The sequence below is a fragment of the Mesorhizobium sp. WSM3860 genome (assembly GCF_002294995.1).
GTDB lineage: Bacteria > Pseudomonadota > Alphaproteobacteria > Rhizobiales > Rhizobiaceae > Mesorhizobium.
This window is the reverse complement of sequence record NZ_NSGF01000007.1, coordinates 83,331-107,848: the sequence shown is the minus strand read 5'-3', so window position 1 is coordinate 107,848 and position 24,518 is coordinate 83,331. Positions and strand designations below refer to the sequence as shown.

Here is a 24,518-nt window from a genome sequence, read left to right as displayed (position 1 = left end):
TCTCCATATGACACGTTTTGACGCAAATGATCATCAGAGAGGACATAGGTTGCCGCGCGCCAAAATTCCAAGGCTCGACGAAGAAGCCGCCGCGTCTGTTCGTGCGGGACCAGCACATGGACGGCCGGCGACACATGCCAAAAATTTCAACAGGGATTTATTTGCCATCATTACGGCTCAGCTGGTGAAAGAGAACTCCGCGCAGCGCAGTATGAACGGACGACCGCTTTTGGGAGCGCCCAAAATGTCGCTGAATGTCGGGATTTGGGGCGCAAAGCAGCCATCCACAGCGCCAAAGAAATGGGCGAGTGGCCGGATCGGCTTCTTGAATCTATTTCGGCGAACTGCCTCGTAACCTATTGGTGCATAACGATTATGTTAGTCGCAGAAGGACAGGATTTTTCGATAGGAACTCATGGATTTAGCGGCCGGGTTCGCCAAACCATATCCGCCGTGTTCTCGTATGCTCTGCCGAACCATAAACCAAGAGGAGGACTGAACCTCCCTCTCGGAGGCAACACGGTTCGCGCGCGTTGAACGGCACCCCCGCATTCTGAACTAATCCGGCGACAGCCCTTAGGCTTGACGCGAAACTACGCCGCGCTCGGCGAGAAAATCCCGCCTCGCCGCGTGTCGCGCCAGCGCCTCAACGACTCGCGTCACCAGTTCATCCTTGTGAGGGCCTGCCAAATCGAGGATGGTTTCCACCTCGACGCCATCGGCCGTGAAGAATCGAACTGAGGGTTCTTTATTCTTTCGCGCCATAGTGAGCCCACCGAGGAGTTTGAAATAAAAGCAGCCTCGTGCAAAACCGAGAAGGACGCGGAAAATTCCGTAAGGCATTCGCATCTAGCTGTCACCAATCTTCGCCACCCGCCGCTGCTTCTTCAACCCCTATCCCGAAATCGTCGGCATTCACCTCACCATGGGACGAGTATCATGGGCAAGCCGTCCTTTTAGCACGCCGCTGCACGCCTTCGCCGCACGCGTGTGTCGCAGGCATTCCGGCGTTGAGATGAATGCGCTAAGAATCGTTGCAACCGAGCTAACCAATCGTCACGCGCAAGATGCAGTGCGTTGGCCAAAAAGACGGGACCGAACCGAGATGTTGCGACGCCGTAACCAGGAGACCTTCGACACCACGGGGTGGCCCCTCGCCGGGCCAGTGGCGCGCGATGTTGGGGTGAAGCCGCGCTGGCCAATTTTCGAACGGACAGGGGATGGTAGCGCCCCTCCGATTCTAACCCCCGAAGTCACATAGCGGACTGCAAAACGATCCCGCTCATACGCCTCAACCGCAATTCACCGCACAGATCGACTCACCTCTCTTCCGAAGGTTGCTGCCACGATCTAGGTCCTAGTCGCTGCACAGAAATCCACCCGCATGTCGCGGGCGCTGCAGGTGGGCGTGGTCATGAAAAGCGACTCCCTCTCCTATCCTCCTCGGGGTCTCTCGCGCGAACAAGCCGCCCGGTATATTGGCGTGGGCGTCACCAAATTTGACCAGATGGTTGCTGATCGCCGTATGCCGAAGCCGAAAAAGGTGGATGGCCGCGTGGTTTGGGATCGCTTGAAGCTCGAGGCAGCGTTTACCGAACTACCTGGAGATGATGAAGAGAATATCGTCGACTTCCTGTTGCAAGGGAACCATCGCAGGGAATAGATTCATTCTGCCATGACCGACAAATATCCTGGCCTTTCCTCCTACACCGATCGCCACGGCAAACTTCGCTGGCGCTATCGGACGAAGGAGCGTGTTGTCAGTCTGCCGGCGCCAAACCAACCCGGTTTCAAGGATGCTTACCAAGCAGCGGTCGAGGGCCGGAAAGTTCCCAAGGCCCCTGTCGTCCAAATGCCCGGAGCTGCCCTGCCCGGCACGTTTGGAGCCGCCTTTCAACGGTTGAAGATCTCAGTCAAGTGGCTGGCGCTTGACGAGGCCAGCAAGCACAAGAACACGCGGCTCATCGAAGAGTTTCTAGAACTGCGGGTGGTCTCTGATCACCCGCTCATCTGGCGGAATGTGCCGGTTAAGAACCTTAGACGCATCCATGTTGAAGAGCTTCTAGGCCGCTTCATCGCCACGCCCCACAAGGCCAAACACCTATTGGTGGGCATACGCAAGCTGGTCTATGTCGCACTGCGGCAAGACTGGATCGAAATCGACCCCACGGCCGCGGTCGAGTGGCGACCGGCCTACGCCGGCTGGAAAGCATGGTCGCGTGAGGCCATGGTGCAATTTGAAAACCGTTGGCAGCTCGGTACCGCGGCACGCACTTGTTATGGCTTGGCACTTTGGCTCGGCAATCGCCGCGGCGATGTCGCGGGGCTGCGCTGGGACCAGAGGGTCACGCGCCGTGTCTTCATCGACGGTGTCGAGCGTCACTTCGACGGCTTTGATATTGTTCAGGCCAAGAACAAGGGGCGAACTGGTGGCAAGCGGCTTTTTGTGCCGGTCACACCGATGCTGTCCGAGATCCTGGATGCGGCCGACAGGCGTGGCGAGACCGTCCTGGTCAACGGCTATGGTGAGCCTTTCTCCGCCAAGTCACTGACTGGAATGATGGCGCATTGGTGCAAGCTTGCCGGCCTGCCTAAGGGCCTGACGTTGCACGGGCTGAGGAAGTCGCTCGGCGTTTATCTCGCCGAGGCAGAGGCCTCGACCAGACAGCTCATGGACGTGCTGGGACACGATGACATCGACCATGCCGAACTCTATTCGCGCGAAGCATCGCAGGTTCGGCTGGCGGTGCAGGGGATGGATCGAGTCGTGCGTCTGGTCACGCGCAAGCCGATGCTTGGCGAACCTGTTGGCGAACCGCGTGGCGAACCGCCCTATAAAGCATTGATAAATAACGATAATGGTGGGCCCGGAGGGACTCGAACCCCCAACCAAGCGGTTATGAGCCGCCGGCTCTAACCATTGAGCTACAGGCCCCACGCGGGCTGGCTTAGTGTTTTTCGCCGCCCGGCACAAGGCTTTCGAAAGCACTGGCGGCAAATGCCAAAATCAGCCCATATTCGGTCCGTACAGCGGCCTGCGCGCCCATAGGGCGCGTGAACTGGTCCGGGCTGCCCGCAACGCCGGGAATCGATGCTTTTTTTCGAGATGCTTTTTTTCGAGTCGGGGCAGAGATGGCGGGATACCGGATCGCAGATCTCGAGGAGTTTTCATGACCAGACATCTTTTGCCTGCCGCGCTCGCTGCCGCGATCGCGTTCCCGGCGCTGGCAAGCGCCGCCGACACGCAGCCGCCTCCGCGCATTGTCGTCTCGGGCGAGGGCGAAGCGACTGTCGCGCCGGACATGGCGATCCTGACGCTCAGCGTCATGCGCGAGGCAAAGACCGCGCGTGCCGCGCTCGATGCCAACAATGATGCCATGGCGGCCGTGATCGCGGCGATGAAATCGGCCGGCATCGCCGATCGCGACCTGCAGACAGCCGGCATCCAGATCAATCCGCGCTACAATTACACCAACAAGCCGGACGGCAGCCAGGAAGCCGAACTCGTTGCCTACCAGGTGACGAACACGCTGTCGGTGCGCGTGCGCGACGTCGACAAGACCGGCGACATCCTTGACAAGGCGGTGTCGCTCGGGGTCAACCAAGGCGGCGGCATCGCCTTCACCAATGACGATCCGAAAGCCACCATCACCGAGGCGCGCAAGAAGGCGGTTGCCGACGCGCTCGCCAAGGCCAAGACGCTCGCCGCGGCCGCCGGGGTCAACCTTGGCAAGGTGATCGAGATCACCGACCAGAACGTCCCGCCGGCGCCGATTCCGCTGAACGCCAAGGCTTTCGATGCCGCCCGCGCCGCCGTGCCGGTGCAGGCCGGCGAGAATTCCTACACCGTCCAGGTGACCGTCACGTTCGAGCTGAAATAGCCTGCCCGCCCGCTTTTGGTAACCGGACAAAACATAAACCCCGGAGGACTGATCCGCCGGGGTTTATCTGAGCCGCGCTTCAGCACTGGCCGAAGGGGCTCCACTACTCACAGGTGACCCTGAGCGAGGGTCACCCTTCTACCGAAGGTCAGCTGATCCTGCAGAGGATCACGCCAAGCCGGTCCTCGCAGGCTTCAGAAAAGCCTCAGCGATAGATGACCGGGCAGCCACGCTCGTTGGCGAAGACCACCACCACGCGGTCGCCATACTGACGGCCGGCCACCTTCACCGTCCGCCGGCTGATGTCGACGATGCGGACGCGATGCAGGCCCATGCGCTCGGCCTTGTCGAGCGCGCGGTCCGGCGAGCAGCCGCGGCGGCGCCAGTCGCGATCGCGGCGATAGCCATCGTCATCGCCGGTGTAGACGCCGAAGCGCGGATCGTGATTGTTGCCGAAGCCGAGATAGAGGCTGTCGGCATGCGCCGGGATGGCGCCGAGCGTGCCAAGCCCGACAAGGGCCGAAAGGGCTGCCGTCTTGATCTGGTTGAACATTGTCTCTCTCCTTGTTGTGGGCCTCTCGCCCTTGAACGGATGATTGGCGAACCAATGATTACAAAATGCCTTTTTGTGTCTGAACTTTGTGCGAACCGGCCGTTCATGTCCGGTTCATGTGGAAGAAAGGCAAAACCCCTCATCCCAATGCACTTCCAAATCTGACGCGGGGAACGCGTCACCGCGGCCCCAGTTCCCTCAAGGTTCAAGATGCGACCCGTCAGGGTTCGTCATCAGGATGCGACCCGTCAGGGTTCGTCATCAAGATGCGGACCTCAGGGTTCGTCATCAAGATGCGGACCTCAGGGTTCGTCATCAAGATGCGGACCTCAGGGTTCGTCATCAAGCACATAATCAAAATAGTCGTCAGGCTCGGCGAGATCCGTTTCCTTGGCCTTCACCCGGCCGCGGATTGAAATCCCGGCGTCATGCACCGTCTCGGCACTTCCCGAAACCAGCTTGTGCCACCAATACAGATCGTGACCCTCGGCGATGAGCCGATAGGCGCAGGTCTTGGGCAGCCAGGTGATGGTGCGCACGTTCTGCGGCGTCAGCCCGACGCAATCGGGGACGCGCGAGAGCCGGTTGGGATAATCCGAGCAAAGGCATTTTTCGGCGTCGAACAGCCGGCAGCCAACGCTCGTCCAAAAGATTTCGCCGGTATCCTCGTCCTCGAGTTTGGACAGGCAGCATTTGCCGCAGCCGTCACAGAGTGATTCCCATTCGGACGGGGTCATGGCCTCAAGCGTCTTGGTTTTCCAGAATGGCGCATTCATGCGGCTGGATTTGGCCCTCCGGGACCTGCCGGTCAAGCACTGCTGTCACAGTGACCCAGTATCAACATTAGAAAAACACGAAATTGCCTTCAAAAGGCCGGCCAGGCATCCTTGGCTGGTACCAATGCCCGGCGGAACCAATTGAGGCTGTTGAAAGTTTGGGCAGGGATGGGACCCCAGTAGGAGAAAATCGATATGAAACGCCAACCACGGATTCTGGCGGGTACGGCAATCGGCCTGCTTATGGCATCCGCGCCGTTGGGCGCGTATCCGCTGCAGGCCGATTTCGGCCCTTCGCGGGGGACGCCGTTTATCCTGGCGCAGTCGAACTGCGCCGAAGGCCAATCGGCCGAGGAATGTGCGCAAGGTGGCCAGCAGGGACAAGCCGAGCAGCCGAGGAAAAAGAAGCGCGATCAGCAACAGCAGACGGAATCGGCGCCGGCCGAACAGTCCGCCGAGCCCGAGCAGAAGCCGCGCAGGAAGCGGCAGGACCAGCAGCAGTCCGGCCAGGCAGAGGAGGCGGCTCCGGCGGAGCAACAGCTCAAACCGCGCAAGAAACGCGATCAACAGCAGCAGATCGAGGCAGCCCCTGCCGATCAGGGCGCTACGACTGACGAGCAGCAACCGCGCAGGAAGAAGCGCCAACAGCAGCAAACCGAAACCGCGCCGGCAGAGCAGCCTGCAGAACAGGCCGCGCCCGCGAGCGACGAACAGCAGCCGCGCAGGAAGAAGCGCCAGCAGCAGCAAACCGAAACCGCGCCGGCAGAGCAGCCCGCCGAACAGGCTGCGCCCGCGAGCGACGAACAGCAGCCGCGCAGGAAGAAGCGCCAGCAGCAGCAAACCGAGACCGCACCGGCCGAGCAGCCTGCCGAACAGGCGGCGCCCGCCAACGACAACACGCCGCAGGACAAGCTACGCAGGAAGAAGCAGAATCAGCAGCAAACCGAGACCGCCCCGACCGAGCAGGCGCCGAAGACCGAAGCCCCTGCCGGCGAAGCGCAGCAGGCCGAGCCACAGCAGAACAATCAGCAAGCAGCACCGGCCGAAGGCGAACAGCCTCTGGACAAAACCACGAAGCGCAGAAAGGTCGGCGAGCAGCCCGGCACCGGTCAGGCGGTTACGGGAGAGCAACCTTCGACCAAGCAGCCCTCCAGCGAAGGCCAGGCAACGACCCAGCCCGCTACCGGTGAGCAGCCGGCTGAAGGCGGCGCGAACGCCGGCGCTGCCGCACAGGGCGAGGCCCCTGCCAACGCGAACGAGGCTCCCATCCTCGACAGCCAGAAGGATGTCGTTCGCAAGCGCAAGGGCCGCCAGCCGGCCGGCCAGAACGAGAATGGCCAGGCCGGCGTCGAGCAAGGCGGCAACCAGGCTGGACAGCAGGGCGGCAATCAGGCCGAACAGCAGACAGGCCAGCGGGCGCAGCGGCCTGCCGCGGTCGATCAGGGCCCGCCGCCCACCGACGACAAGGCCGCCCAGCAGGCGATCAAGCCTGAGAAGCTTGTTCCGGTCACCGAGGAAAAGGGCAAGCGGATCGAGCTTACGCCCGAGCAGGTGGTCCGCGAGCGCCGCCGGCCGCAGGGCGCAGATGTGGTGAAGCAGTTCGGCGACCGCGTGATCCTCCAGTTCAACAACCAGACTTTCGTGGAAAGCAACGAGGCTCCTCGCATCACCCGTGGCGCCAGGGATGTCTATTACGAGGATCTGCCGCGTGGCCGCACCCGGGAGACCGTGGAGCGCGAGAATGGCGTCAAGATCGTCACCATCCGCAACCGCAATGGCGACGTCGTCCAGCGTTCGCGCATCACGCCTGACGGGCGCGAATATGTGCTGAGCTATGTCGACGAGCGCTATTACCAGGATGTCGACGACTGGCGCGATCCGGGCGACGACCTGCCGCCGATGCGTCTCGACATATCGCGTCGGGACTACATCCTGGATTCGGAGGAAGTCGAGGATCCGGACGAGTATTACACCTTCCTCGAGCAGCCGCCGGTGGAAAGGGTGCAGCGCCTCTACTCGATCGACGAGGTCAAGCGCTCGGCCCGCGTGCGCGACATCGCCCGTCGTATCGACCTCGACACGTTGAACTTCGATTTCGGCTCGGCGACTCTTTCCGACACCGAAGTGCAGAAGCTCGAAGGCGTGGCCACCGCCATGGAAAAACTTCTGAAGAAGAACCCGGCCGAGACCTTCCTGATCGAGGGCCATACCGACGCCGTCGGTACGCCTGACGCGAACCTCGCACTGTCGGATCGGCGTGCCGAGGCGGTCGCCGAGGCGTTGACCAACGCTTTCGGCATCGCGGCCGAGAACCTCACGACACAGGGCTATGGCGAGGAATATCTCAAGGTGAATACGTCCGGCCCGAACCGCGAGAACCGTCGTGTCGCCATCCGCCGCATCACCTCGCTGGTGGCGCCGGTGGCGAGCAACAGCGAGCAATGATTTCAAGATCCTGAGCCGATTTTCGGAATCAGCGCGACAAGATTGGGCCCGTCCGGATCCGGACGGGCCCTTTCTCTTGAAAAATCAAGAAGAATTGTCCCGCTTATCCCGCCGCGCTCATTGAATCGCCGCATTGCGGCACCCAGATTCCGGTCAGGGCGTTCCCTGCCCTGTCCCGACTCCAGCGGGACACATGAGCCCCGCCGGCGCCCCTCTCCGGCGGGGCTTTTATCTTGAAAAGTAAGCCCGGCTGCCCGAGATACGGCCGAACCCCACAGAGCAATTCCAGGAAAATGCGCAGCGGTTTTCCGTCCGGAATTGCCTAAATCAGAGCGAAACCGCCCCGGAAACATCTCATGAAGCGTCTCGAACTCGCCATCGACGGCGCAGCTCATGTGGCTGACCGTGATGCATTGGCCTTTGTGCTTTCGGCGCTGATGCTTGCCTATATCGACCGGGTGATGGCGCTGGCGAAAGGCAAGAAGGCCGCGGCGGAATAAGCGGCCGGGGGACCGTCAGTAGATCCTTTTGACCTTCGTCTGCGAGCTGGCGAACACTTCGTCCGGCACGAAAAAATCGCCGGCAAGCTGATCCGCCGCGCCTGGCGCATAGACCGAAAAGTCCGCGACGCCCTCGGCCCGCAGCACCTCTTCGTCGATGTAGAAATTGCCGGTCGCCTCGCGCGACGGCCGCAGGAAGATCGCGCGGGCGGCATCGGCCATGATGTCGGGCGAGCGGCTCATTGCCGCCACCGTTGCGCCACCAAGGAGATTGCGTACGGCGGCCGTGTCGATGGTCGAGATCGGCCACAACGAATTGACGGCGATGCCGTCTTTGGCGAACTCGGCGCTCATGCCGAGCGTGCACATCGACATGCCGAACTTGGCCATCGTGTAGGCGACGTGGTTCTTGAACCATTTCGCCTTCATGTCGAGCGGCGGCGCCAGATTCAGGATGTGAGGATTCTTTGCCAACTTCAGGTGAGGAATGCACATTTTGGACACCAGGAACGTGCCGCGCGTGTTGATCTGGTGCATCAGATCGTAGCGCTTCATGTCGGTCTCCAGCGTGCCGGTAAGTTGGATGGCGCTGGCATTGTTGACGCAGATGTCGATACCGCCGAACCGCTCGACGGTCTTTGCCACTGCTTCGCCGACCTGAGCCTCGTCGCGGATGTCGCAAAGCACCGGCAGCGCCTTGCCGCCGGCCTGCTCGATCTCTTCGGCCGCGCTGTAGATCGTGCCCGGCAGCTTGGGATGCGGCTCGGCGGTCTTGGCCGCAATCGTCACATTGGCGCCGTCGCGGGCCGCGCGCAGCGCGATCGCCAGCCCAATGCCGCGCGATCCGCCCGAGATGAACAGCGTCTTTCCCTTGAGCGACATTTCTCGGCTCCCTCTGCAACAGGGGGCAACTTGCGCGGCAGACAGCCGTGACGCAAGGCCCAACGCACCGGTCCGAGGTTACGCAGCGTCGTGCTGAAAGGCTCTAGACCAGCACCAGCCCTTGCCGCATGGCGATGGCGATCGCATCGGTGCGATTGGCGGCGCCGAGCTTGATCAGGATCGCGGCGACGTGGAATTTCGCGGTGTGGACGGAGATGTTGAGCCGCCGGGCGATCACCTTGTTGGGCGCGCCTTCCGCCAGCAGCGCCAGCACTTCAGCCTCGCGCGGCGACAACGCAGCGGGGGGCTGGTTGTCGTCGGGCGCCTCGCCTTCGGACAGTTCGCCATGGAAATCGCCATGTGCGACGAGCTCTGACGGTCCTGCGCGGCTGATGCGATAGCCGAACGCCGCCAAGCGCAAGGCGGCGGCAATCAGCAGGCCGTCGGCGGACGCCGGCAGCGTCGCAAGCACATTGCCGGCCGACCGTTCGTGGCCGGCGCGCCGCGAGAGCAGCACACATGGCGTTGCCGGGCTCACGGCCCGGCTTTCCCAAGCAGCCTCATCGACCAAGGCGACATCCGCCGTTTGCCCCATGCCGCTCCCGGCGAGGATCGGCAGCAGATCCTCGCTCGCCGCAAGCGAGTCGACCAGTTGCTCGGCGCGCGCCGCATCGCCGAGCGCGATCAGCACCGTCAGCCGGTTGCTTGCCGGCTGCGGTCGAGCAATCGTTTGTACCGCGCTGCTTGCCATCGGCCCTCTCAGCTCAACGGCTTTTCGCCGATGGTGATCGAAACGTCGCGCTCAGCGCCGCCGCTCAAGATGCCGAGCGTCACGGTCGTGCCGGCGCTGTCCGGCCCGAGCTTGCGGATCAGTTCGCGCGGCCCATGCACCGCTTCGCCATTCCAGGCGACGATGATGTCGCCGACATGCAGGCCGGCGGCTTTCGCCGGACCGCTGTCGTCGAGACTCATCACCATGGCGCCGTGGGTGTCGCTGTTGCGGATAGGGTGCAGCCCGGCACCGAGATAGCCGCGCGCGACATGTCCCTTCTCGCGCAGCGTCGCGACCGCCCGCTCGATCGTCTCGTAAGGCATGACCAGCGCTCGCCGGCGCGGCCCAAACAAGAGCATGCCGATCAGGCCGGCCTTGGCATCGAGCACCGGACCGCCCTCGAAGCGGCCGCCGGTATTGATGGCCAGGTTGATGCGCCGGTCGATGGCGCCTCCGCGCATCGAGCGCCAGGCGGGCCCGACCTCGCCGACCGTGCCAAAGACGGCGAGTGCTGCCCCTTCGCTATTGCCGACGGCGATCGCCACATTGCCGGGGCGCACGGCAGCGGCCTCGGCCAGTTGCGGCAGACCGGCGGCGGCGGAAGCCGGCTTCAAGAGGGCAACGCCCGTCGAAGGATCGCGGCCGGCAAGCTCGGCTTTCACAGTTTCGCCCGAGGCCAGCGTCAGCTCGATCTCCTCTCCGGCTTCGACCGCTTCCTCAGCGGTGACAAAGAAGCCGTCGCGCCAGTGGAAGGCGCTCGCGGTGCTGTGGTGATGCGTAGCGAAGCTTGCCAGCGCCGGCGCGGCGGCCGCCGCGACATCGGCAACGGCATCGGAAAAGCCACTGAGGTTGAAGTTGCTCATATCGATGATCTCCTGGGTTCCGTGACCCAGATATCGCTCCATGGCGCCGCCGCGGGTACTCGCCTGACGGCTAGTCGAGTGCCTGACTGGCCATGTGGTCAGGTCGCGGCAATTGCTGCCGCTCCGCACATATAGGCATCGTTTGCGCCAGATCACACGGGAGCCCCACCCATGGCCTTTGCCGCCGAAAAACTCCAATCCGATGATGCCTTGCTCGACTCCTACTCTGCGACGGTCGCCGACGCCGTCGACCGAATCGGACCGGCCGTGTGCCGCATCGAGCGCATTGGTGCCGGCGGCCATGGCTCGGGCTTCGTGATCGCTCAGGACGGGCTGGTCGTCACCAACTTCCACGTCGTCGGCGACGCGCGCGGCGTTCGCGTCACGATGCCGGATGGCGCTTCGCGCGAGGGGCGCGTGCTTGGCCGCGATCCCGACACCGACATCGCGCTGGTGCGCGCCAACGGCAGCTTCGCCGACGTCGCCCCTCTCGGCGATTCCAAGCGCCTCAGGCGCGGCCAGATCGCGATCGCCATCGGCAATCCGCTCGGCTTCGAATGGACCGTCACCGCCGGCGTCGTCTCGGCGCTCGGCCGCTCGATGCGCGCCTCGACCGGCAGGCTGATCGACGACGTCATCCAGACCGATGCCGCGCTCAACCCCGGCAATTCCGGCGGACCGCTGGTGTCGTCGGCGGGCGAAGTCATCGGCGTCAACACCGCCATGATCCACGGCGCGCAAGGCATCGCCTTCGCGGTCGCGTCCAACACCGCCAATTTCGTCATTTCCGAGATCATCCGCTTCGGCCGGGTGCGCCGCGCCTTCATTGGCGTCTCTGCCGATACGACCAACCTGCCGCGCCGTGCCGCACTTCTCTCGCAGGTCACTACCAACACAGCCGTGCGCCTGCGCAGCGTCGAGAAGAACGGCCCCGCCGCGAGGGCTGGCCTGAAGGAGGGCGACATCATCGCCGCCATAGACGGCCGACCGGTCACCGGCGTCGATGATCTCGTGCGCATGCTCGACGCCGAACGTATCGGCCGCGAGACGCTCTGCACCGTCGTGCGCCGCACCGGCGTCAGCCAGGTCGCCGTGACGCCGGTGGCGCGGACGAACTGAGACCCGCTTTCCGGCCTAGCTCCCGGCCGCACCTTCGGCGTATTGCGCCAGGAATTCTTCGCTCGGCGGAATAGGCTTGATCACGTCGATCAGCACGCCGTTGGGATCCCTGGTGATGAAATGGCGCTGGCCGAAGGGTTCGTCACGCAAGGTTCGCAGGATCGGCAGGCCGGCGGCGACCATGCGCTCATAGACGGCGTCGGGATCGCGAACCTCGAAATTGATCAGCAGGCCGGACGTGCGTCCCCGGCCCTCCTCGGGGATCGTCTCATGGTCGCCGGAGACGATGCCGAGATTGACGCGGCGATCCTCGGCCGACTGCAGATGGACGTACCAGTCGCTGTCGAACAGCGCCTTGAAGCGGAAGTGCTGGACATAAAAGGCCGCCGTGGCGGCGACATCGCCGGTCATCAGCACCGGATAATAGCGGGTCGTCTTCATCTTTCTTTCTCCTGCCATCCAACATACAGTCTGTATGCAAGTGCAAATAACATACAGGCTGTATGTATGCAACAAGAGTCTGCACGCCGCTCCAACCGCGACCGCACCGAGGCGACGCGCGCCGATCTGATCCGCGCGGCGCGAGAATTGTTCACGCAAAAATCCTATGCGGAAACCGGAACGCCGGAGATCGTGGCCGCCGCCGGCGTAACGCGCGGGGCGCTCTATCATCACTTTGCCGACAAGCAGGCGTTGTTCGCCGCAGTCGTCGAACAGGAGGCAGCGACCGTCGCAGCGGAGATCGACCGCGCCTCGCCGGCCTCGCTCTCGGCTCGCGATGCCTTGATCTCCGGCTCCGACGCCTATCTCGCGGCGATGCGCGCGCCCGGCCGCACGCGGCTTTTGCTGCTCGATGGACCGGCCGTGCTTGGCCGCGCGGCGATGGACGACATCGACAACCGTCACGGCAACCGCTCGCTGCGCGTAGGCTTGGTCGCGGCCATGCGCGCGCGCTCGATGGTCAAGCTGCCGGCCGAGGCGCTGACCGCCGTGCTGGCCGCCGCCTTCGATCGCGCGGCTTTGGCCATCGAAGCCGGCGCATCGGGCGAGGATTATCGCGCCGTGCTGGTCGCGCTCATGGACGGCTTGTCTCCGGCCCCTCCTCCGTCCAAACGCCCGGCTCCAGCTCGTTGAAGCAGCCGAGCTGCCGCTTGAACTCGTCGATGAGCCACGACGCCGCCGGCTTAGGGCTCCGGTCGTTGCGGTGTATCGCGTACATCGGCGCACGCACCTCGCGATAAGGCTCGAGATCGAGCTCGACCAGCCGCCCGCTGGCGATGTCGTCGGCAATCAGCCAGCGCGGCAGGCCGCCCCAGCCGAGACCCTCACGCATCAGGGCGTGCTTGGTGCGCACATCCGTCAGCCGCCAGGTGCGATAGGCAAACACGCCATAGTCGCGGCCCCGTGTCCGCTCCGACTGGTCGGAGACGACAAGCTGGATGTGGTCGCGCAGGTCTTCGATCGCAATTGGCTTCGGCAGTTGCGCCAGCGGATGGTCGGGGGCGGCAGCCGGCACCAGCGAGATGAAGCCGATGCGCAGCAGATTGACGTCCGCATCGCCTTGCAGGCCGCCAAAGCCGAGGTCCGACTGACCGTTGACGACCTGATCGACGATCAGGCCGAGCGAACCGATGTAAAGCCGCAGCATCACCGCCGGGAACTGGGCCTCGAAGGCCTTGAGCACCCGCACCAGCGCTGGCGAAGCCAGCGCCACGTCGACCGACACGCTCACTTCCGCCTCCAGCCCCTGCCTATAGCCGTCGGCGCGCGAGCGGATGCGTTGCAGCACGCCGATCATGCGCCGCGCGTCCTCCAGCACGGCCTTGCCGACATCGGTCAGCTGCGGCTCGCGCAGGCCTTCGCGCTCGAACAGTTTCAGGCCCAGTTGCGCTTCGAGATTGGCAATGCCGTAGCTCACCACCGATTGCGCCCTGTTTAGCTTGCGCCCCGCGGCCGAGAAGCTGCCGGTGTCGGCCACCGCCACCAGGATCTGCAATTGGTCGAGCGTCGGATTTGGCTGCATGATCAATCCACATTCTCGATGGGAACTATGCAAATTATACGCGTTTTCCAGATGGAGCGGTAGTCCCATATTGGTCGGGAAAGTTCAATCCAACCCAAAGGGGACACCGCCATGTCCATACTGCTTGTTACCTCCAGCCCGCGCGGCGCCGCCTCGCACTCGACCCGCGTCGCCACCGATCTTGCTCAGAAGCTGGTTGCCGCCGGTCCGTCCAACACACTTGTCGTGCGCGATTTGGTCGCCGATCCGCTGCCGCATATCGATCCTGACTACGCCACCGGCATCTACACCCCCGCCGAGGCGCGCAGCCCGCGTCAGGCCGAGGTGGTCGGCGTGTCAGATGCCGTGCTCGACGAGCTGTTCGCGGCCGACACGATCATCCTCGCCACCGGTTTCATCAATTTCAACATTTCTTCGACGCTGAAGTCGTGGATCGACCACGTCGCCCGCTCGGGCAGGACTTTTGCTTATGGTGAGAACGGCCCGAAGGGCCTGGTCGCCGGCAAGAAGGTCTATATCGTGCTTGCTTCGGGCGGCATCTATTCCGAGGGTGCCGCGGCGCAGATGGATCACGCCATCCCCTACCTGCGCGGCGTGCTTGCCTTCCTGGGCATGACGGACGTCGAAGTGATCCGTGTCGAAGGTGTCGGCATGGGAGCCGACGCGGTCACCGCCGCGCTTGCCAAGGCGACCGCCAAGGTGGATGCGATCGCTGCCGCGGCTGCGAACGCGCACGGGATCGCCGTGGCCGCCTAACCATTGCCCTGAGAATGAAAAGGCCCTGAGAATGAAAAGGCAGGCGCCGATCGGTGCCTGCCTTTGCATGTTCGTCGAGCCGTGCCGATCTGGAACGACTGTTTCTTCCCGCTGGTGCTGATCACTTCCGGCAATTTGAAGACACTGCCGCAGGAGGCTGGCGGTGTCTATCGGCGAATTCACCACCGACGGTGGGTGCTGTTCATCGGGCTGACACTGGCGGCGTTGCCGATTACCCTGCTCTAACGTCCTGCTGTCGAAGCAGTTCATTTCCGGCATCGCGCAGGGAGCGGTCAAATAGGCGCGGTCAATTAGCGAAGTCAGGGATCAAAGTGGCGAACCAGAACAAGATCATCATCACCTGCGCGGTCACAGGCTCGATCCATACCCCATCAATGTCGCCGCATCTGCCGGTGACGGCGCAAGAGATCGCGACCGCCGCTATCGAGGCGGCCGAGGCGGGTGCCGCGATCGTCCACCTTCATGCCCGCAATCCGGTCGACGGACGCCCCGACCAGTCGACGGAAGCATTCGCCCCTTTCCTGCAGGTCATCAAGCAGCGCTCCAACTGCGTCGTCAACATAACCACCGGCGGCGCCGCGACGATGAGCGTGGAGGAACGCGTCAGGCCCGCGAAGGTCTTCGCGCCCGAGGTCGCCTCGCTCAACATGGGCTCCATGAACTTTGCGCTGTTTCCGATGCTGGAGCGCTTCAAGACCTTCCAGCACGAGTGGGAGCAGCCCTATCTCGAATCGTCGCGCGACCGGATCTTCCGCAACACTTTTGGTGATATCGAGCACATATTGCGCACCTGCGCCGACAACGGCACGCGCTTCGAGATCGAGTGCTACGACATCGGCCATCTCTATACCCTGGCGCATTTCGTCGAGCGCGGGCTGGTGAAGGCGCCGTTCTTCGTCCAGAGCGTGTTCGGCATCCTCGGCGGCATCGGCACGCATCCGGAAGATGTCGCCCATATGAAGCGCACGGCCGACCGCATGTTCGGCGACGATTATCACTGGTCGGTGCTGGGTGCCGGCCGCCACCAACTGCCGATCGCCACGCAGGCGATCGCGCTGGGCGGCAATGTGCGGGTCGGCCTGGAGGACTCGCTTTGGATCGGCAAGGGTAAGCTTGCCCGCTCCAGCGCCGAACAAGTGACAAAGGTGCGCCAGATCATCGAGGGCCTCGGCGCCTCGATTGCCACGCCCGACGAGGCGCGACAGATCCTGCAGCTCAAGGGCGGCGACAAGGTCGCGTTCTGATCGGGCAAGTAAATGCCGTGATCCGATAGCGTTTTTCGCTCGCGAACACAGGCTCGTGCAGGTGGCGATTGATTCTTCAGCGTTCTGAAGAAATGGAAATAACTGGCGGTCGCCATTGGTTATTCCGCCGGGCTGCGTTATCGCTCGCAGATGTTCCTTTCGATTGCCACCACACGTCATCCAGCAACCGATCTCGGCTTTCTGCTGCACAAGCACCCCGATCGCCTGCATGAGATCGACCTGTCCTTCGGCAAGGCATGGCTGTTCTATCCCGAGGCCAGTGAGGAGCGTTGCGAGGCCGCACTTCTGCTCGATGTCGACCCGATTGGATTGGTAAGGGGCAAGGGTCAGGCCGACGGCTTGCTGGATCAATATGTGAACGACCGGCCCTATGCGGCATCGTCCTTCCTGTCCGTGGCGCTCAACAAGATGCTTCGGACGGCGATGACCGGCGTATCGAAGGAACGTCAGCTCCTGGCCGATAGCGATCTGCCGCTGGAAGTTGTTGTGGCGCCCCTGCCAATGCGCGGTGGCGAGGCGATGGTGCGCCGACTGTTCGAGCCCTTGGGTTGGACTGTCGAGTTGACTCCGATCGAAGCCGTCGGTTCCAGCACGGGAGAGCCTCGATACGGCCATCTGAAATTGTCTGGCTCAAGCAGGCTGAGCAACTTGCTGCATCACCTTTATGTCCTCATACCGGTGATGGACGATGCCAAGCATTACTGGGTCGGCGAAGCCGAGGTCGAAAAACTGCTATCCAAGGGCGCCGGATGGCTGGAGCACCATCCCGCCAAGGAGCTGATTGCCCGTCGCTACCTGCGCAATCGGTCGGTATTGGCGCGCGCCGCCCTGGCGCGACTGATTCCAGAAGACGCAGGCGAAACAGCGCCCACGACCGAAACCCGGAGCACGCCAGAGGAAGCTCTCGAAGCTCCTGTTCGACTGCACGAGCTGCGCATGGATGCGATCGTGAATGCCATTCGAGCCATCGGCGGAAAGGTCGTCGCGGACCTGGGCTGCGGCGAGGGCAAGCTGCTCGATCGGCTTGTGCGCGAAAGGTGGATCCATAAGCTGTTCGGGCTGGACCCTGCGGCGCGCGAACTGAAGTGGGCCGCGAAGCGTCTCAAGCTGAACGAGGTTGGTGGACCCGAAGGACGCGTGACGCTGCTCCACGGCTCGCTGACCTATCGCGACAGCCGCTGGGCCGAAGCCGACGTCGCTGTTCTGGTCGAGGTTGTCGAACATCTCGACCAGGACAGGCTGCCGCTGATCGAGCGGATTGTTTTCGGCGAAGCCGCACCGAGAGCCGTGATCGTGACAACCCCCAACGCCGACTATAACACCCTGTTCCCCAGCCTGGCCCCGGGCTCTTTCCGGCATCCTGATCACCGCTTCGAATGGAGCCGTGCCGAGTTCAAAGCCTGGGCAGCCAAGATCGAAGAGACATATGGCTATGTCGTCGAAATCAGCAGCATCGGCATCCAAGATGCGGCGTTGGGCGCACCCACGCAGATGGCGGTGTTCAACCGATGAGAGAGCCTGACAAGACCGACCTCGAAATACCTGACTTCTGCCTGGTGGTACTTATCGGCTCGACGGGCTCGGGAAAGTCGACCTTTGCCGCAAAGCATTTCCTGCCGACAGAGATCGTCTCCTCGGATCGATGCCGCGCGCTTGTTTCCGATGACGAGACCAATCAGGAAGTGTCGGCGGACGCCTTCGAATTGATGCGCGACATCATCGGCAAACGGCTTAAGTACCGGAAGCTCGCTGTGGTTGACGCCACCAATGTGCGCGCCGCCGACCGCAAGGCTTGGATCGAATTGGCGCGCAGATGGCACGCTCTACCGGTCGCCGTCGTCATCGATCCTGGTGTCGACACCTGCGTTGCGCGCAATGCGGCCCGCCCGGACCGGCTCTTCGGAGCCGGAGTGGCGCAACGTATGACGAACGAAATCCGTAAGGGACTGGGTGGCTTGCAACGAGAAGGCTTTCGCCAAGTCTGGAAGCTTACCAGCGTGGCCAGCATCGAGGCAGCCAGGCTCTCGCGCCAACCGCTCTGGACCGACAAGCGCCACGACGCCGGTCCATTCGACATCATAGGTGACGTGCATGGCTGCGCCGATGAACTTCAAGCGTTGCTTGGTCAACTCGGATACGACCTCGTCTGGTCGCAGCATCGCGGCGAACGAACCCTCGTCGTGACTCCTCCGGAAGGCCGCAAGGTCGTCTTTGTCGGCGATCTCGTTGACCGCGGCCCCAATTCGCCCGACGTTTTGCGCATTGCCATGAGCATGGTCGACGCCGGAACCGCCTACTGCGTTCAGGGCAACCACGACCGTAAGTTCGGTCGCTGGCTGGAAGGCCGCAAGGTAACGATCGCCCACGGCCTTCAGGAAACCATCAACCAGTTGGAGACCCAGGATCGCGGGTTGCGGGAAGCGCTGCCGGGCTTCCTCGACGGGCTGCGCAGCCATGTCTGGCTGGACGGCGGTCGCTTGGCCGTTGCCCACGCCGGCCTCAGGGAAGAAATGATCGGACGCGGTTCAGGCGCCGTGCGCGAATTCGCGCTCTATGGCGAGACCAACGGCGAGATCGACGAATTTGGTCTGCCTGTCCGCGCCGACTGGGCTACGGCCTACCGCGGCAAGACTGCAGTTGTCTATGGCCACACGGCAATGCTGTCCGCCGAATGGGTCAACAACACCCTGTGCATCGATACAGGCTGTGTGTTCGGCGGCAAGCTGACCGCCCTGCGCTGGCCGGAACGCGAGCTGGTGGAAGTGCCGGCAATCCGCACTTGGTCAGAACCGATACGTCCGCTTGCCCCGTCCAAATCGGAAAAATCGGCGCAGGCCGACGCCGATGGCGTGCTCGACATCCAAGACGTTTCCGGTCGTCGCTGGATCGAAACCGAGTTGAAAGGCCGTGTCGTTGTGGCCGAGGAAAACGCGTCGGCGGCCCTTGAGGTGATGAGCCGTTTCGCAGTGGCGCCGCAATGGTTGGTTTACCTACCGCCGACGATGTCGCCGTCCGAGACCAGCAGTCATGCCAACTGGCTCGAACGCCCGGAGGAGGCTTTCGCGTACTTTCGCGAGCGCGGCATCGCTAAGGTCGTGTGCGAGGAAAAGCATATGGGTTCGCGCGCGATAGTCGCGTTGTGTCGAGATGTGCGGACAGCACGTGGCCGCTTTGGCATTTCCGGTGACGAGACGGGCGCGATATGGACAAGGACAGGGCGCTCCTTTTTCAGTGACGCAGCCATGACCGAAGGCCTGCTCGACCGCCTTCGCGCTAGCATCGACGCCGCGGGTCTTTGGGAGGAATTGCAAAGCGACTGGTTGCTGTTGGACGCCGAAATCATGCCTTGGTCGGCCAAGGCAGGCAGTCTTATCGAGGCCCAGTATGCGCCAGTGGCGACTTCATCCGGTGCCGGACTGCGGCGCGGCCGCGAGGCTCTAGCAAGGGCGGTGGCGCGGGGTGTGGATGCAACAGCGCTTCAGGCGCGGTTTGACGATCGCGCCGCGCGCGCGGCCAAATACGCCACCGCCTGGGCGCCTTACGCGTGGCCGGTTTCGGGCGTGGACGACCTGCAGGTCGCGCCGTTCCATCTTCTGGCCAGCGAGGGACGCGTCTGGTTCGACCAGGACCACGTTTGGCACATGGCGTTGGCCGACCGGCTAGCGGCCAGGCGAAGAGTGGTGGCGCGCACAAGATGGCGCATGGTTGAACTGGCGGACGCCACCGCCTGCGGGGAAGCTGCCGGATGGTGGGAAGATTTGATCGGCTCGGGCGGCGAAGGCATAGTGGTCAAGCCGCGTAACTTCGTCAGCCGTGGCAGGAAGGGCCTAATCCAGCCAGCGCTGAAGGTGCGCGGCCGCGAATATCTGCGCATCATTTACGGCCCTGAATACGATATGCCGGATAATCTTGTCCGGCTGCGGGAACGGCACTTGGGGGGCAAGCGCAACCTGGCGCTCAGCGAGTTCGCTCTAGGCCATGAGGCCTTGAAGCGGTTTGTCGCCAAACAACCGCTCCGGCGGATCCACGAATGTGTTTTCGCGGTGCTGGCTCTGGAAAGCGAGCCGATCGATCCGCGGCTTTGACAATCGTCAACCGAACATCCGCTCGCCCTGCTCGTCGACGAGCTGGATGCCCTTCTTGATCGAGATGTCGACGGCATCGTCCAGCCCAGCGAAACGGTCGGCGCGGATGAAGCGGTGCTCCTTCATCACGCCGTCCACTTCCTTGGAGACGACGCCGCAGGTCTGGTACTGGCCGTCCGCCTTGTAGGGTGTGGCGCTGATCAGGAATCCCTTGTGCTCGACCTGCTTTGCCGACTTCGCAGCTCCGGTGTCCGTCGCCTCACCACCGCCGCCGCCGAAAAGACGTTTCAGAAAAGACATAGCGCATCCTCCAACGGCAAATCGTCCTGCATCACATAGCGTGCCGCAGGACGATTTTCACTACAAGCATCACCCGAAAAGTGTGCAGCGGTTTTCGGGAACATCATGCTCACACAAAGATAAACGGGATGACTTTTTGGAAGTCATCCCGCTTTGACGGGCATTGATCGAGCCAGCAAAAGCTCCTTCAGTGCCAGGGCGGCTCAGCGACGCGAGAGGGCCTCGAGCGCTGCGGCCGCGTCTTCCAGAATGCTGATCGCCTCGGCCTGCTTGTCCTCCGGCGCATCGACGATATCGCTGAGCGCGGCGCGCAACCGGTGGCGCAGTGCGCGGAACCGGTCGCGCTTCTCGTGACGGTCACGCCGGCCGCCGTCCTCGCCCTCGTCGTTCCAGCCGAACCAGTCGCGCGCCTTGGCCATCTTGCGGCCGAACCGCTCGAGATGGTCGAGCACATGATCGATCATCGCGCGATTTTGCTCGAGATGCGCCCTACCCGCCTCGGTGATCGAGAACACCTTCTTGTTGCCTTCGCTGGACGAGACGGCATAGCCGGCCTCTTCGAGAAAGGTCAGCGTCGGATAGACCACGCCCGGGCTTGGGCTGTAGATGCCGCTGGTGCGTTCCTCCAGCGCCTTGATGATGTCGTAGCCGTGCCGCGGCGCCTCGGCCAGAAGCGACAGCGCGATCAGCTTGAGATCGCCGTCGGCCAGCATGCGACCGGCGCGGAACATATCGCCCGGACCGCCGCGGCCGCCGCCGCGCATGCCGTATCCGAACGGACCAAAGCCGCCGCCACGGCCGCCGAAACGACCGGCCATGTGCATGAACATGCGCTCACCGAAATGGTTGTGCCCGAAGGGACTATGCTTGTGCATGGATCACTCCTTGAGTTCTATCTTACGATATATCTTAGGATGATCGCCCGCTCGAGTCCAGTCAAGATATATCTTACGATGTATCTTGATTGTAACGCCAGGCGAACTGCCGCGCGGCCGAAATGCGAAGCAACGCGCCGCGAAAACAGGCTACCAGCGGCCTTTGCGGCGGTTCCAGGCGTAGAGAAGATCGGCAAAGCGATCATAGGCAAAGCGCGTCAGCGGCAGCACGACCGGATTGCCGAACAGGGTGGCCAGCCATCCCTCGCCTGGCGTGAGCCGCCAGACGGCGATCGCCACGTCGGCGCCGACCAGCAGCTTGCCCTCGGCATCCGTCGCATGCAGCCGGCGGCGGATATCCTCAAGCGAGGCGCCGAAGGCTGAAAGCGCTCGCGGCTCGAAATTGATGTCGCGGAATTCGACGCGGCCGGACTTGACCGCTTCAATCAGCCGCCGTTTCTGGCGGTTGATGCCGGCATCGCACACCGGGCAGCGCGTGTTGTACCAGACAGTCAGCAACGGCTCAGGCATCGCGCGACTATCGGCGACCGAGCGCGGAACCGCAATATCAGCATCGGCCGGGCTGTTTCCGGCGCTTTACCCCAGCGAACTGATGATCTCGCGGTAGGCGAATTCCGGAAACGCCTTCATCGTCCGCGTCCTGACATTGCCGCCCGACGACAACATCAGCGCGAAGCGGGCAAGCACGGCATCGTCCGGCGCTTCGACAATGGCGACCATGTCGCATTCGCCCATCGTCAGATAGAATGCCTTGAACGATCCGCCCATTTCACCGAGCAGCTTCTTGGCGGCATCGAGCCGCTTCGGCGACTCGCGCACATTCTTGGCGCCCAACTCGGTCCAGTTGATAAGCACGATGTAGGTTGTCATGGCACACCTCCCACCGGGAGCCACGGAGCGCGACGCCTGTCAGTTGCGACCGGCGTCGGGGCGGTCATCCGGCTTGTCGCCCACAAATGCATCCGACCCTGAAATTATCCTCCTGTTGAGCAAGCCCGGCAAGGCGGCATGAGAAATGGCCGGAAACGAAAAAGGGCGCCGAGGCGCCCTTCGATTTTTCGTATGGTTGCGTTCCCGCTCAGCTGTCCAGGAAGCTTCTCAGCTTACGGCTCCGGCTCGGGTGCTTGAGCTTGCGCAGCGCCTTGGCCTCGATCTGACGGATACGCTCGCGGGTGACCGAGAACTGCTGGCCGACCTCTTCCAGCGTGTGGTCGGTGTTCATGCCGATGCCGAAGCGCATGCGCAGAACGCGCTCCTCGCGCGGGGTGAGCGAAGCCAGCACGCGCGTGGTCGTCTCGCGCAGATTGGCCTGGATCGCCGCGTCGATCGGCAGGATCGCCATCTTGTCCTCGATGAAGTCGCCGAGATGCGAATCCTCCTCGTCGCCAACCGGCGTTTCGAGCGAGATCGGCTCCTTGGCGATCTTCAGCACCTTGCGCACTTTTTCGAGCGGCATGGCGAGCTTCTCGGCCAGCTCCTCCGGCGTCGGCTCGCGGCCGATCTCGTGCAGCATCTGGCGCGAGGTGCGCACGATCTTGTTGATCGTCTCGATCATGTGCACCGGAATGCGGATGGTGCGCGCCTGATCGGCGATCGAGCGGGTGATCGCCTGCCGGATCCACCATGTCGCGTAGGTCGAGAACTTGTAGCCGCGGCGGTACTCGAATTTGTCGACCGCCTTCATCAGGCCGATATTGCCTTCCTGGATCAGGTCCAGGAACTGCAGGCCGCGGTTGGTGTATTTCTTGGCGATGGAGATGACGAGGCGAAGGTTCGCTTCCACCATTTCCTTCTTGGCGATCGCGGCCTCGCGCTCGCCCTTCTGCACTTGGTTGACGATCCTGCGGAATTCCAGGATCGAGATCGCCGTCTCGGTGGCGAGGTTCTGGATCTCGGCGCGCAGCTCCTTGATCGCGTCCTTCTCGTTCTTGGTGAATTCCTTCCAGCCGCGCGAGGTGAGATTCGCGATCGAGCGCGTCCAGTTCGGATCGAGCTCCGAGCCCTGATACTCCCTGAGGAACTCCTCGCGGCGCACGCCGTAGCTTTCGGCGAGCCTGAGCAGCTTGCCCTCGTTCTGCACCAGACGCTTGTTGATGTCGTAGAGCTGCTCGACCAGCGCTTCGATGCGCGCGGTATTGAGCGACAGCGACTTCACCGCCTTGATGAGTTGCTCCTTGAGCTCCTTCAGCCGGCGATCCTGGCTGGGCGAAAGCGTGCCGGCAGCCGCCAGCCGGTTCTCGACCTGCTGGTCCTGCAGCTTGCGAAGCTTCTTGTAGGTGTCGGCGATGACGTCGAGCGTCTCCATCACCTGCGGGCGCAGTTCCGCTTCCATCGCGGCCAGCGACAGGCTTGCCTCGTCCTCGTCGTCTTCCTCTTCTTCCAGCCCGCGCGTGTCTCCGCCGACATTCGTGATGTCGTCTTCTTCCTCGCGCGCCGCCACGCGGCCGCGCGGCTTCTCGTCGGCCTTGGGCGCTTCCTCGACGCGTTCGACGACCGGGGCCTGCTTGGCCTCGGGGCCGGCATAGGTCGCCTCGAGATCGATGATCTCGCGCAGCAGGATCTTCGATTCGTTGAGCTCGTCGCGCCAGATGATGATCGCCTGGAAGGTCAGCGGGCTCTCGCAAAGGCCCGCGATCATGGTCTCGCGGCCGGCCTCGATGCGCTTGGCGATCGCGATTTCGCCCTCGCGCGACAGGAGTTCGACGGAGCCCATCTCGCGCAGATACATGCGCACCGGATCGTCGGTGCGGTCGGTCGGCTCTTTCTTGGTGGTCGTGGCGGCGACAGCGGTGCCGGTCTGCTCGGCAAGCTCGTTGGCGTCTTCCTCGGTGTCGCCGGCCGCCTCGCCTTCGCTCTCTTCACCCTGCTCGTCGTCCTCGACGACGTTGATGCCCATGTCGTTGAGCATCGCGTTGATGTCTTCGATGCGGTCCGGATCCGTCTCTTCCGAGGGAAGCACCGCGTTGAGCTCGTCGAGCGTGACATAGCCGCGCTTCTTGGCGGCCTTGATCATCTTCTTGACAGCATCGTCGGAAAGGTCGAGCAGAGGGCCATCGGTGGCGCCTTCACGTTCGGTCTCGACCTCTTCCTTTTCCTTTGTCGCCATTCTTTGTCGTCTCCAAGCGGCCTAATATCGAAGCCGCGTAAGCTGCCGGACCGGTCAAACCGGATGCGCTCGCCCCAGAACGCTTCTTACCGGGCCAGTGACCGCATCATCTCTTTTGTTTGCTGCATGTCGTTGCCCCAAAACCGGTTCCACCTTTGGGCGACATGCATTAAGTCCAGATTAACCGTGGTATCTGTGGCAGGCCTTTTGCCTGTCCAGTGACCAGAACCTTACATCGCTCAAAATTTCCCGCCGACGCCGGGCACGGTTAACGT

Annotated in this window: 25 protein-coding genes, 1 tRNA gene and 1 pseudogene; 12 read left to right on the top strand and 15 right to left on the bottom strand. The window is 63.0% G+C overall.

Features of this window, described 5'->3' with window-relative positions:
* Positions 1-576 precede the first annotated feature (576 nt).
* The gene (locus CK220_RS31430; protein WP_141245139.1) at positions 577-849 is read right to left on the bottom strand and encodes a hypothetical protein; all 273 of its coding nucleotides are present in this window, start codon (positions 847-849) and stop codon (positions 577-579) included.
* A 535-nt stretch (positions 850-1,384) separates the two neighbouring features.
* On the opposite strand from CK220_RS31430, the gene CK220_RS13905 reads away from it, so the two are divergent.
* Together CK220_RS13905 and CK220_RS32920 are read left to right on the top strand one after the other, a co-directional pair.
* Positions 1,385-1,663: a hypothetical protein gene (locus tag CK220_RS13905; RefSeq protein WP_245429168.1), complete on the top strand. Its 279-nt coding sequence runs from the start codon at positions 1,385-1,387 to the stop codon at positions 1,661-1,663.
* 12 nt (positions 1,664-1,675) lie between these two features.
* Positions 1,676-2,716, top strand: a pseudogene (locus CK220_RS32920) (tyrosine-type recombinase/integrase); the annotation flags it as partial.
* Positions 2,717-2,859: 143 nt separating this feature from the next.
* Here CK220_RS32920 and CK220_RS13895 read toward each other — a convergent pair.
* A tRNA-Ile gene (locus tag CK220_RS13895) sits at positions 2,860-2,935 on the bottom strand.
* A 13-nt stretch (positions 2,936-2,948) separates the two neighbouring features.
* Complete coding sequence (locus CK220_RS31425; protein ID WP_141245138.1) at positions 2,949-3,182, bottom strand: hypothetical protein; 234 nt, start codon at positions 3,180-3,182, stop codon at positions 2,949-2,951.
* Here CK220_RS31425 and CK220_RS13890 point away from each other — a divergent pair.
* Positions 3,171-3,881, top strand: a complete 711-nt coding sequence (locus CK220_RS13890; RefSeq protein ID WP_095812067.1) for an SIMPL domain-containing protein — start codon at positions 3,171-3,173, stop codon at positions 3,879-3,881. The two genes, CK220_RS31425 and CK220_RS13890, sit on opposite strands and share 12 nt — an antisense overlap.
* A 205-nt stretch (positions 3,882-4,086) precedes the next feature.
* On the opposite strand, the gene CK220_RS13885 is transcribed toward CK220_RS13890, so the two are convergent.
* Together CK220_RS13885 and CK220_RS13880 are read right to left on the bottom strand one after the other, a co-directional pair.
* Positions 4,087-4,434 (bottom strand): hypothetical protein, encoded by a 348-nt coding sequence (locus CK220_RS13885; RefSeq protein ID WP_095812066.1) that lies wholly within the window; start codon positions 4,432-4,434, stop codon positions 4,087-4,089.
* Between the two features lie 329 nt (positions 4,435-4,763).
* The gene (locus tag CK220_RS13880; RefSeq protein ID WP_095812065.1) at positions 4,764-5,210 is read right to left on the bottom strand and encodes a YcgN family cysteine cluster protein; all 447 of its coding nucleotides are present in this window, start codon (positions 5,208-5,210) and stop codon (positions 4,764-4,766) included.
* Between the two features lie 195 nt (positions 5,211-5,405).
* On the opposite strand from CK220_RS13880, the gene CK220_RS13875 reads away from it, so the two are divergent.
* Both CK220_RS13875 and CK220_RS31915 read left to right on the top strand, forming a co-directional pair.
* Positions 5,406-7,655, top strand: a complete 2,250-nt coding sequence (locus CK220_RS13875) for an OmpA family protein (RefSeq protein WP_095812064.1) — start codon at positions 5,406-5,408, stop codon at positions 7,653-7,655.
* A 356-nt stretch (positions 7,656-8,011) separates the two neighbouring features.
* Entirely contained in the window at positions 8,012-8,155 is a 144-nt protein-coding gene (locus CK220_RS31915) for a hypothetical protein (RefSeq protein WP_176479077.1), read from the top strand.
* 15 nt (positions 8,156-8,170) lie between these two features.
* On the opposite strand, the gene CK220_RS13870 is transcribed toward CK220_RS31915, so the two are convergent.
* From CK220_RS13870 to CK220_RS13860, 3 genes are all read right to left on the bottom strand, one after another.
* Entirely contained in the window at positions 8,171-9,037 is an 867-nt protein-coding gene (locus tag CK220_RS13870; protein ID WP_095812063.1) for an NAD(P)-dependent oxidoreductase, read from the bottom strand.
* A 103-nt stretch (positions 9,038-9,140) separates the two neighbouring features.
* Positions 9,141-9,788 (bottom strand): LuxR C-terminal-related transcriptional regulator, encoded by a 648-nt coding sequence (locus tag CK220_RS13865; protein ID WP_095812062.1) that lies wholly within the window; start codon positions 9,786-9,788, stop codon positions 9,141-9,143.
* Between the two features lie 8 nt (positions 9,789-9,796).
* Positions 9,797-10,672 (bottom strand): S1C family serine protease, encoded by an 876-nt coding sequence (locus CK220_RS13860; protein ID WP_095812219.1) that lies wholly within the window; start codon positions 10,670-10,672, stop codon positions 9,797-9,799.
* Positions 10,673-10,843: 171 nt separating this feature from the next.
* On the opposite strand from CK220_RS13860, the gene CK220_RS13855 reads away from it, so the two are divergent.
* Positions 10,844-11,791, top strand: coding sequence for a trypsin-like peptidase domain-containing protein (locus CK220_RS13855; protein WP_095812061.1), 948 nt, complete (start codon positions 10,844-10,846; stop codon positions 11,789-11,791).
* A 15-nt stretch (positions 11,792-11,806) separates the two neighbouring features.
* Here CK220_RS13855 and CK220_RS13850 read toward each other — a convergent pair whose 3' ends face one another.
* The gene (locus CK220_RS13850) at positions 11,807-12,232 is read right to left on the bottom strand and encodes a VOC family protein (RefSeq protein WP_095812217.1); all 426 of its coding nucleotides are present in this window, start codon (positions 12,230-12,232) and stop codon (positions 11,807-11,809) included.
* Positions 12,233-12,298: 66 nt separating this feature from the next.
* On the opposite strand from CK220_RS13850, the gene CK220_RS13845 reads away from it, so the two are divergent.
* The gene (locus tag CK220_RS13845) at positions 12,299-12,925 is read left to right on the top strand and encodes a TetR/AcrR family transcriptional regulator (RefSeq protein WP_095812060.1); all 627 of its coding nucleotides are present in this window, start codon (positions 12,299-12,301) and stop codon (positions 12,923-12,925) included.
* On the opposite strand, the gene CK220_RS13840 is transcribed toward CK220_RS13845, so the two are convergent.
* On the bottom strand, positions 12,867-13,814 hold the full coding sequence (locus CK220_RS13840) for a LysR family transcriptional regulator (protein ID WP_095812218.1): 948 nt from the start codon (positions 13,812-13,814) through the stop codon (positions 12,867-12,869). The genes CK220_RS13845 and CK220_RS13840 overlap by 59 nt on opposite strands.
* A 111-nt stretch (positions 13,815-13,925) precedes the next feature.
* On the opposite strand from CK220_RS13840, the gene CK220_RS13835 reads away from it, so the two are divergent.
* The 5 genes from CK220_RS13835 to CK220_RS13815 all read left to right on the top strand — a co-directional run bounded on the left by CK220_RS13835 (position 13,926) and on the right by CK220_RS13815 (position 19,941).
* Positions 13,926-14,570: an FMN-dependent NADH-azoreductase gene (locus tag CK220_RS13835; RefSeq protein ID WP_095812059.1), complete on the top strand. Its 645-nt coding sequence runs from the start codon at positions 13,926-13,928 to the stop codon at positions 14,568-14,570.
* Between the two features lie 63 nt (positions 14,571-14,633).
* Positions 14,634-14,816: a hypothetical protein gene (locus CK220_RS13830; protein WP_245429167.1), complete on the top strand. Its 183-nt coding sequence runs from the start codon at positions 14,634-14,636 to the stop codon at positions 14,814-14,816.
* An 86-nt stretch (positions 14,817-14,902) separates the two neighbouring features.
* Positions 14,903-15,835, top strand: coding sequence for a 3-keto-5-aminohexanoate cleavage protein (locus tag CK220_RS13825; protein ID WP_095812058.1), 933 nt, complete (start codon positions 14,903-14,905; stop codon positions 15,833-15,835).
* Positions 15,836-15,985: 150 nt separating this feature from the next.
* Positions 15,986-17,368, top strand: a complete 1,383-nt coding sequence (locus CK220_RS13820) for a 3' terminal RNA ribose 2'-O-methyltransferase Hen1 (protein ID WP_095812057.1) — start codon at positions 15,986-15,988, stop codon at positions 17,366-17,368.
* On the top strand, positions 17,365-19,941 hold the full coding sequence (locus CK220_RS13815; RefSeq protein WP_095812056.1) for a polynucleotide kinase-phosphatase: 2,577 nt from the start codon (positions 17,365-17,367) through the stop codon (positions 19,939-19,941). Before CK220_RS13820 ends, CK220_RS13815 begins: the two co-directional genes overlap by 4 nt.
* Before the next feature lie 6 nt (positions 19,942-19,947).
* Here the strand turns inward: CK220_RS13815 and CK220_RS13810 are convergent, their stop codons facing one another.
* From CK220_RS13810 to rpoD, 5 genes are all read right to left on the bottom strand, one after another.
* Positions 19,948-20,241: an HlyU family transcriptional regulator gene (locus tag CK220_RS13810; protein WP_095812055.1), complete on the bottom strand. Its 294-nt coding sequence runs from the start codon at positions 20,239-20,241 to the stop codon at positions 19,948-19,950.
* A 203-nt stretch (positions 20,242-20,444) separates the two neighbouring features.
* A complete protein-coding gene (locus CK220_RS13805) occupies positions 20,445-21,116 on the bottom strand; it encodes a PadR family transcriptional regulator (protein WP_095812054.1) in 672 nt (223 codons plus the stop codon).
* 150 nt (positions 21,117-21,266) lie between these two features.
* Complete coding sequence (locus CK220_RS13800) at positions 21,267-21,647, bottom strand: DCC1-like thiol-disulfide oxidoreductase family protein (protein WP_176479081.1); 381 nt, start codon at positions 21,645-21,647, stop codon at positions 21,267-21,269.
* A 66-nt stretch (positions 21,648-21,713) separates the two neighbouring features.
* Positions 21,714-22,007, bottom strand: coding sequence for a GYD domain-containing protein (locus tag CK220_RS13795; protein WP_066994615.1), 294 nt, complete (start codon positions 22,005-22,007; stop codon positions 21,714-21,716).
* Between the two features lie 208 nt (positions 22,008-22,215).
* Positions 22,216-24,243: an RNA polymerase sigma factor RpoD gene (gene rpoD, locus CK220_RS13790; RefSeq protein WP_095812053.1), complete on the bottom strand. Its 2,028-nt coding sequence runs from the start codon at positions 24,241-24,243 to the stop codon at positions 22,216-22,218.
* Positions 24,244-24,518: the final 275 nt, after the last annotated feature.

What these genes read in the sequence shown, in the direction of transcription:
- CK220_RS13870 (WP_095812063.1), bottom strand. Translation starts at nt 9,037, where the DNA reads ATGTCGCTCAAGGGAAAGACGCTGTTCATCTCGGGCGGATCGCGCGGC.
- CK220_RS31430 (WP_141245139.1), bottom strand. Translation starts at nt 849, where the DNA reads ATGCGAATGCCTTACGGAATTTTCCGCGTCCTTCTCGGTTTTGCACGA.
- CK220_RS13815 (WP_095812056.1), top strand. Translation starts at nt 17,365, where the DNA reads ATGAGAGAGCCTGACAAGACCGACCTCGAAATACCTGACTTCTGCCTG.
- CK220_RS13800 (WP_176479081.1), bottom strand. Translation starts at nt 21,647, where the DNA reads ATGCCTGAGCCGTTGCTGACTGTCTGGTACAACACGCGCTGCCCGGTG.
- CK220_RS13855 (WP_095812061.1), top strand. Translation starts at nt 10,844, where the DNA reads ATGGCCTTTGCCGCCGAAAAACTCCAATCCGATGATGCCTTGCTCGAC.
- CK220_RS13890 (WP_095812067.1), top strand. Translation starts at nt 3,171, where the DNA reads ATGACCAGACATCTTTTGCCTGCCGCGCTCGCTGCCGCGATCGCGTTC.
- CK220_RS13805 (WP_095812054.1), bottom strand. Translation starts at nt 21,116, where the DNA reads ATGCACAAGCATAGTCCCTTCGGGCACAACCATTTCGGTGAGCGCATG.
- CK220_RS13845 (WP_095812060.1), top strand. Translation starts at nt 12,299, where the DNA reads ATGCAACAAGAGTCTGCACGCCGCTCCAACCGCGACCGCACCGAGGCG.
- CK220_RS31425 (WP_141245138.1), bottom strand. Translation starts at nt 3,182, where the DNA reads ATGTCTGGTCATGAAAACTCCTCGAGATCTGCGATCCGGTATCCCGCC.
- CK220_RS13885 (WP_095812066.1), bottom strand. Translation starts at nt 4,434, where the DNA reads ATGTTCAACCAGATCAAGACGGCAGCCCTTTCGGCCCTTGTCGGGCTT.
- CK220_RS13865 (WP_095812062.1), bottom strand. Translation starts at nt 9,788, where the DNA reads ATGGCAAGCAGCGCGGTACAAACGATTGCTCGACCGCAGCCGGCAAGC.
- CK220_RS13835 (WP_095812059.1), top strand. Translation starts at nt 13,926, where the DNA reads ATGTCCATACTGCTTGTTACCTCCAGCCCGCGCGGCGCCGCCTCGCAC.
- CK220_RS31915 (WP_176479077.1), top strand. Translation starts at nt 8,012, where the DNA reads ATGAAGCGTCTCGAACTCGCCATCGACGGCGCAGCTCATGTGGCTGAC.
- CK220_RS13860 (WP_095812219.1), bottom strand. Translation starts at nt 10,672, where the DNA reads ATGAGCAACTTCAACCTCAGTGGCTTTTCCGATGCCGTTGCCGATGTC.
- CK220_RS13810 (WP_095812055.1), bottom strand. Translation starts at nt 20,241, where the DNA reads ATGTCTTTTCTGAAACGTCTTTTCGGCGGCGGCGGTGGTGAGGCGACG.
- CK220_RS13850 (WP_095812217.1), bottom strand. Translation starts at nt 12,232, where the DNA reads ATGAAGACGACCCGCTATTATCCGGTGCTGATGACCGGCGATGTCGCC.
- CK220_RS13905 (WP_245429168.1), top strand. Translation starts at nt 1,385, where the DNA reads ATGTCGCGGGCGCTGCAGGTGGGCGTGGTCATGAAAAGCGACTCCCTC.
- CK220_RS13840 (WP_095812218.1), bottom strand. Translation starts at nt 13,814, where the DNA reads ATGCAGCCAAATCCGACGCTCGACCAATTGCAGATCCTGGTGGCGGTG.
- rpoD (WP_095812053.1), bottom strand. Translation starts at nt 24,243, where the DNA reads ATGGCGACAAAGGAAAAGGAAGAGGTCGAGACCGAACGTGAAGGCGCC.
- CK220_RS13795 (WP_066994615.1), bottom strand. Translation starts at nt 22,007, where the DNA reads ATGACAACCTACATCGTGCTTATCAACTGGACCGAGTTGGGCGCCAAG.
- CK220_RS13875 (WP_095812064.1), top strand. Translation starts at nt 5,406, where the DNA reads ATGAAACGCCAACCACGGATTCTGGCGGGTACGGCAATCGGCCTGCTT.
- CK220_RS13820 (WP_095812057.1), top strand. Translation starts at nt 15,986, where the DNA reads ATGTTCCTTTCGATTGCCACCACACGTCATCCAGCAACCGATCTCGGC.
- CK220_RS13880 (WP_095812065.1), bottom strand. Translation starts at nt 5,210, where the DNA reads ATGAATGCGCCATTCTGGAAAACCAAGACGCTTGAGGCCATGACCCCG.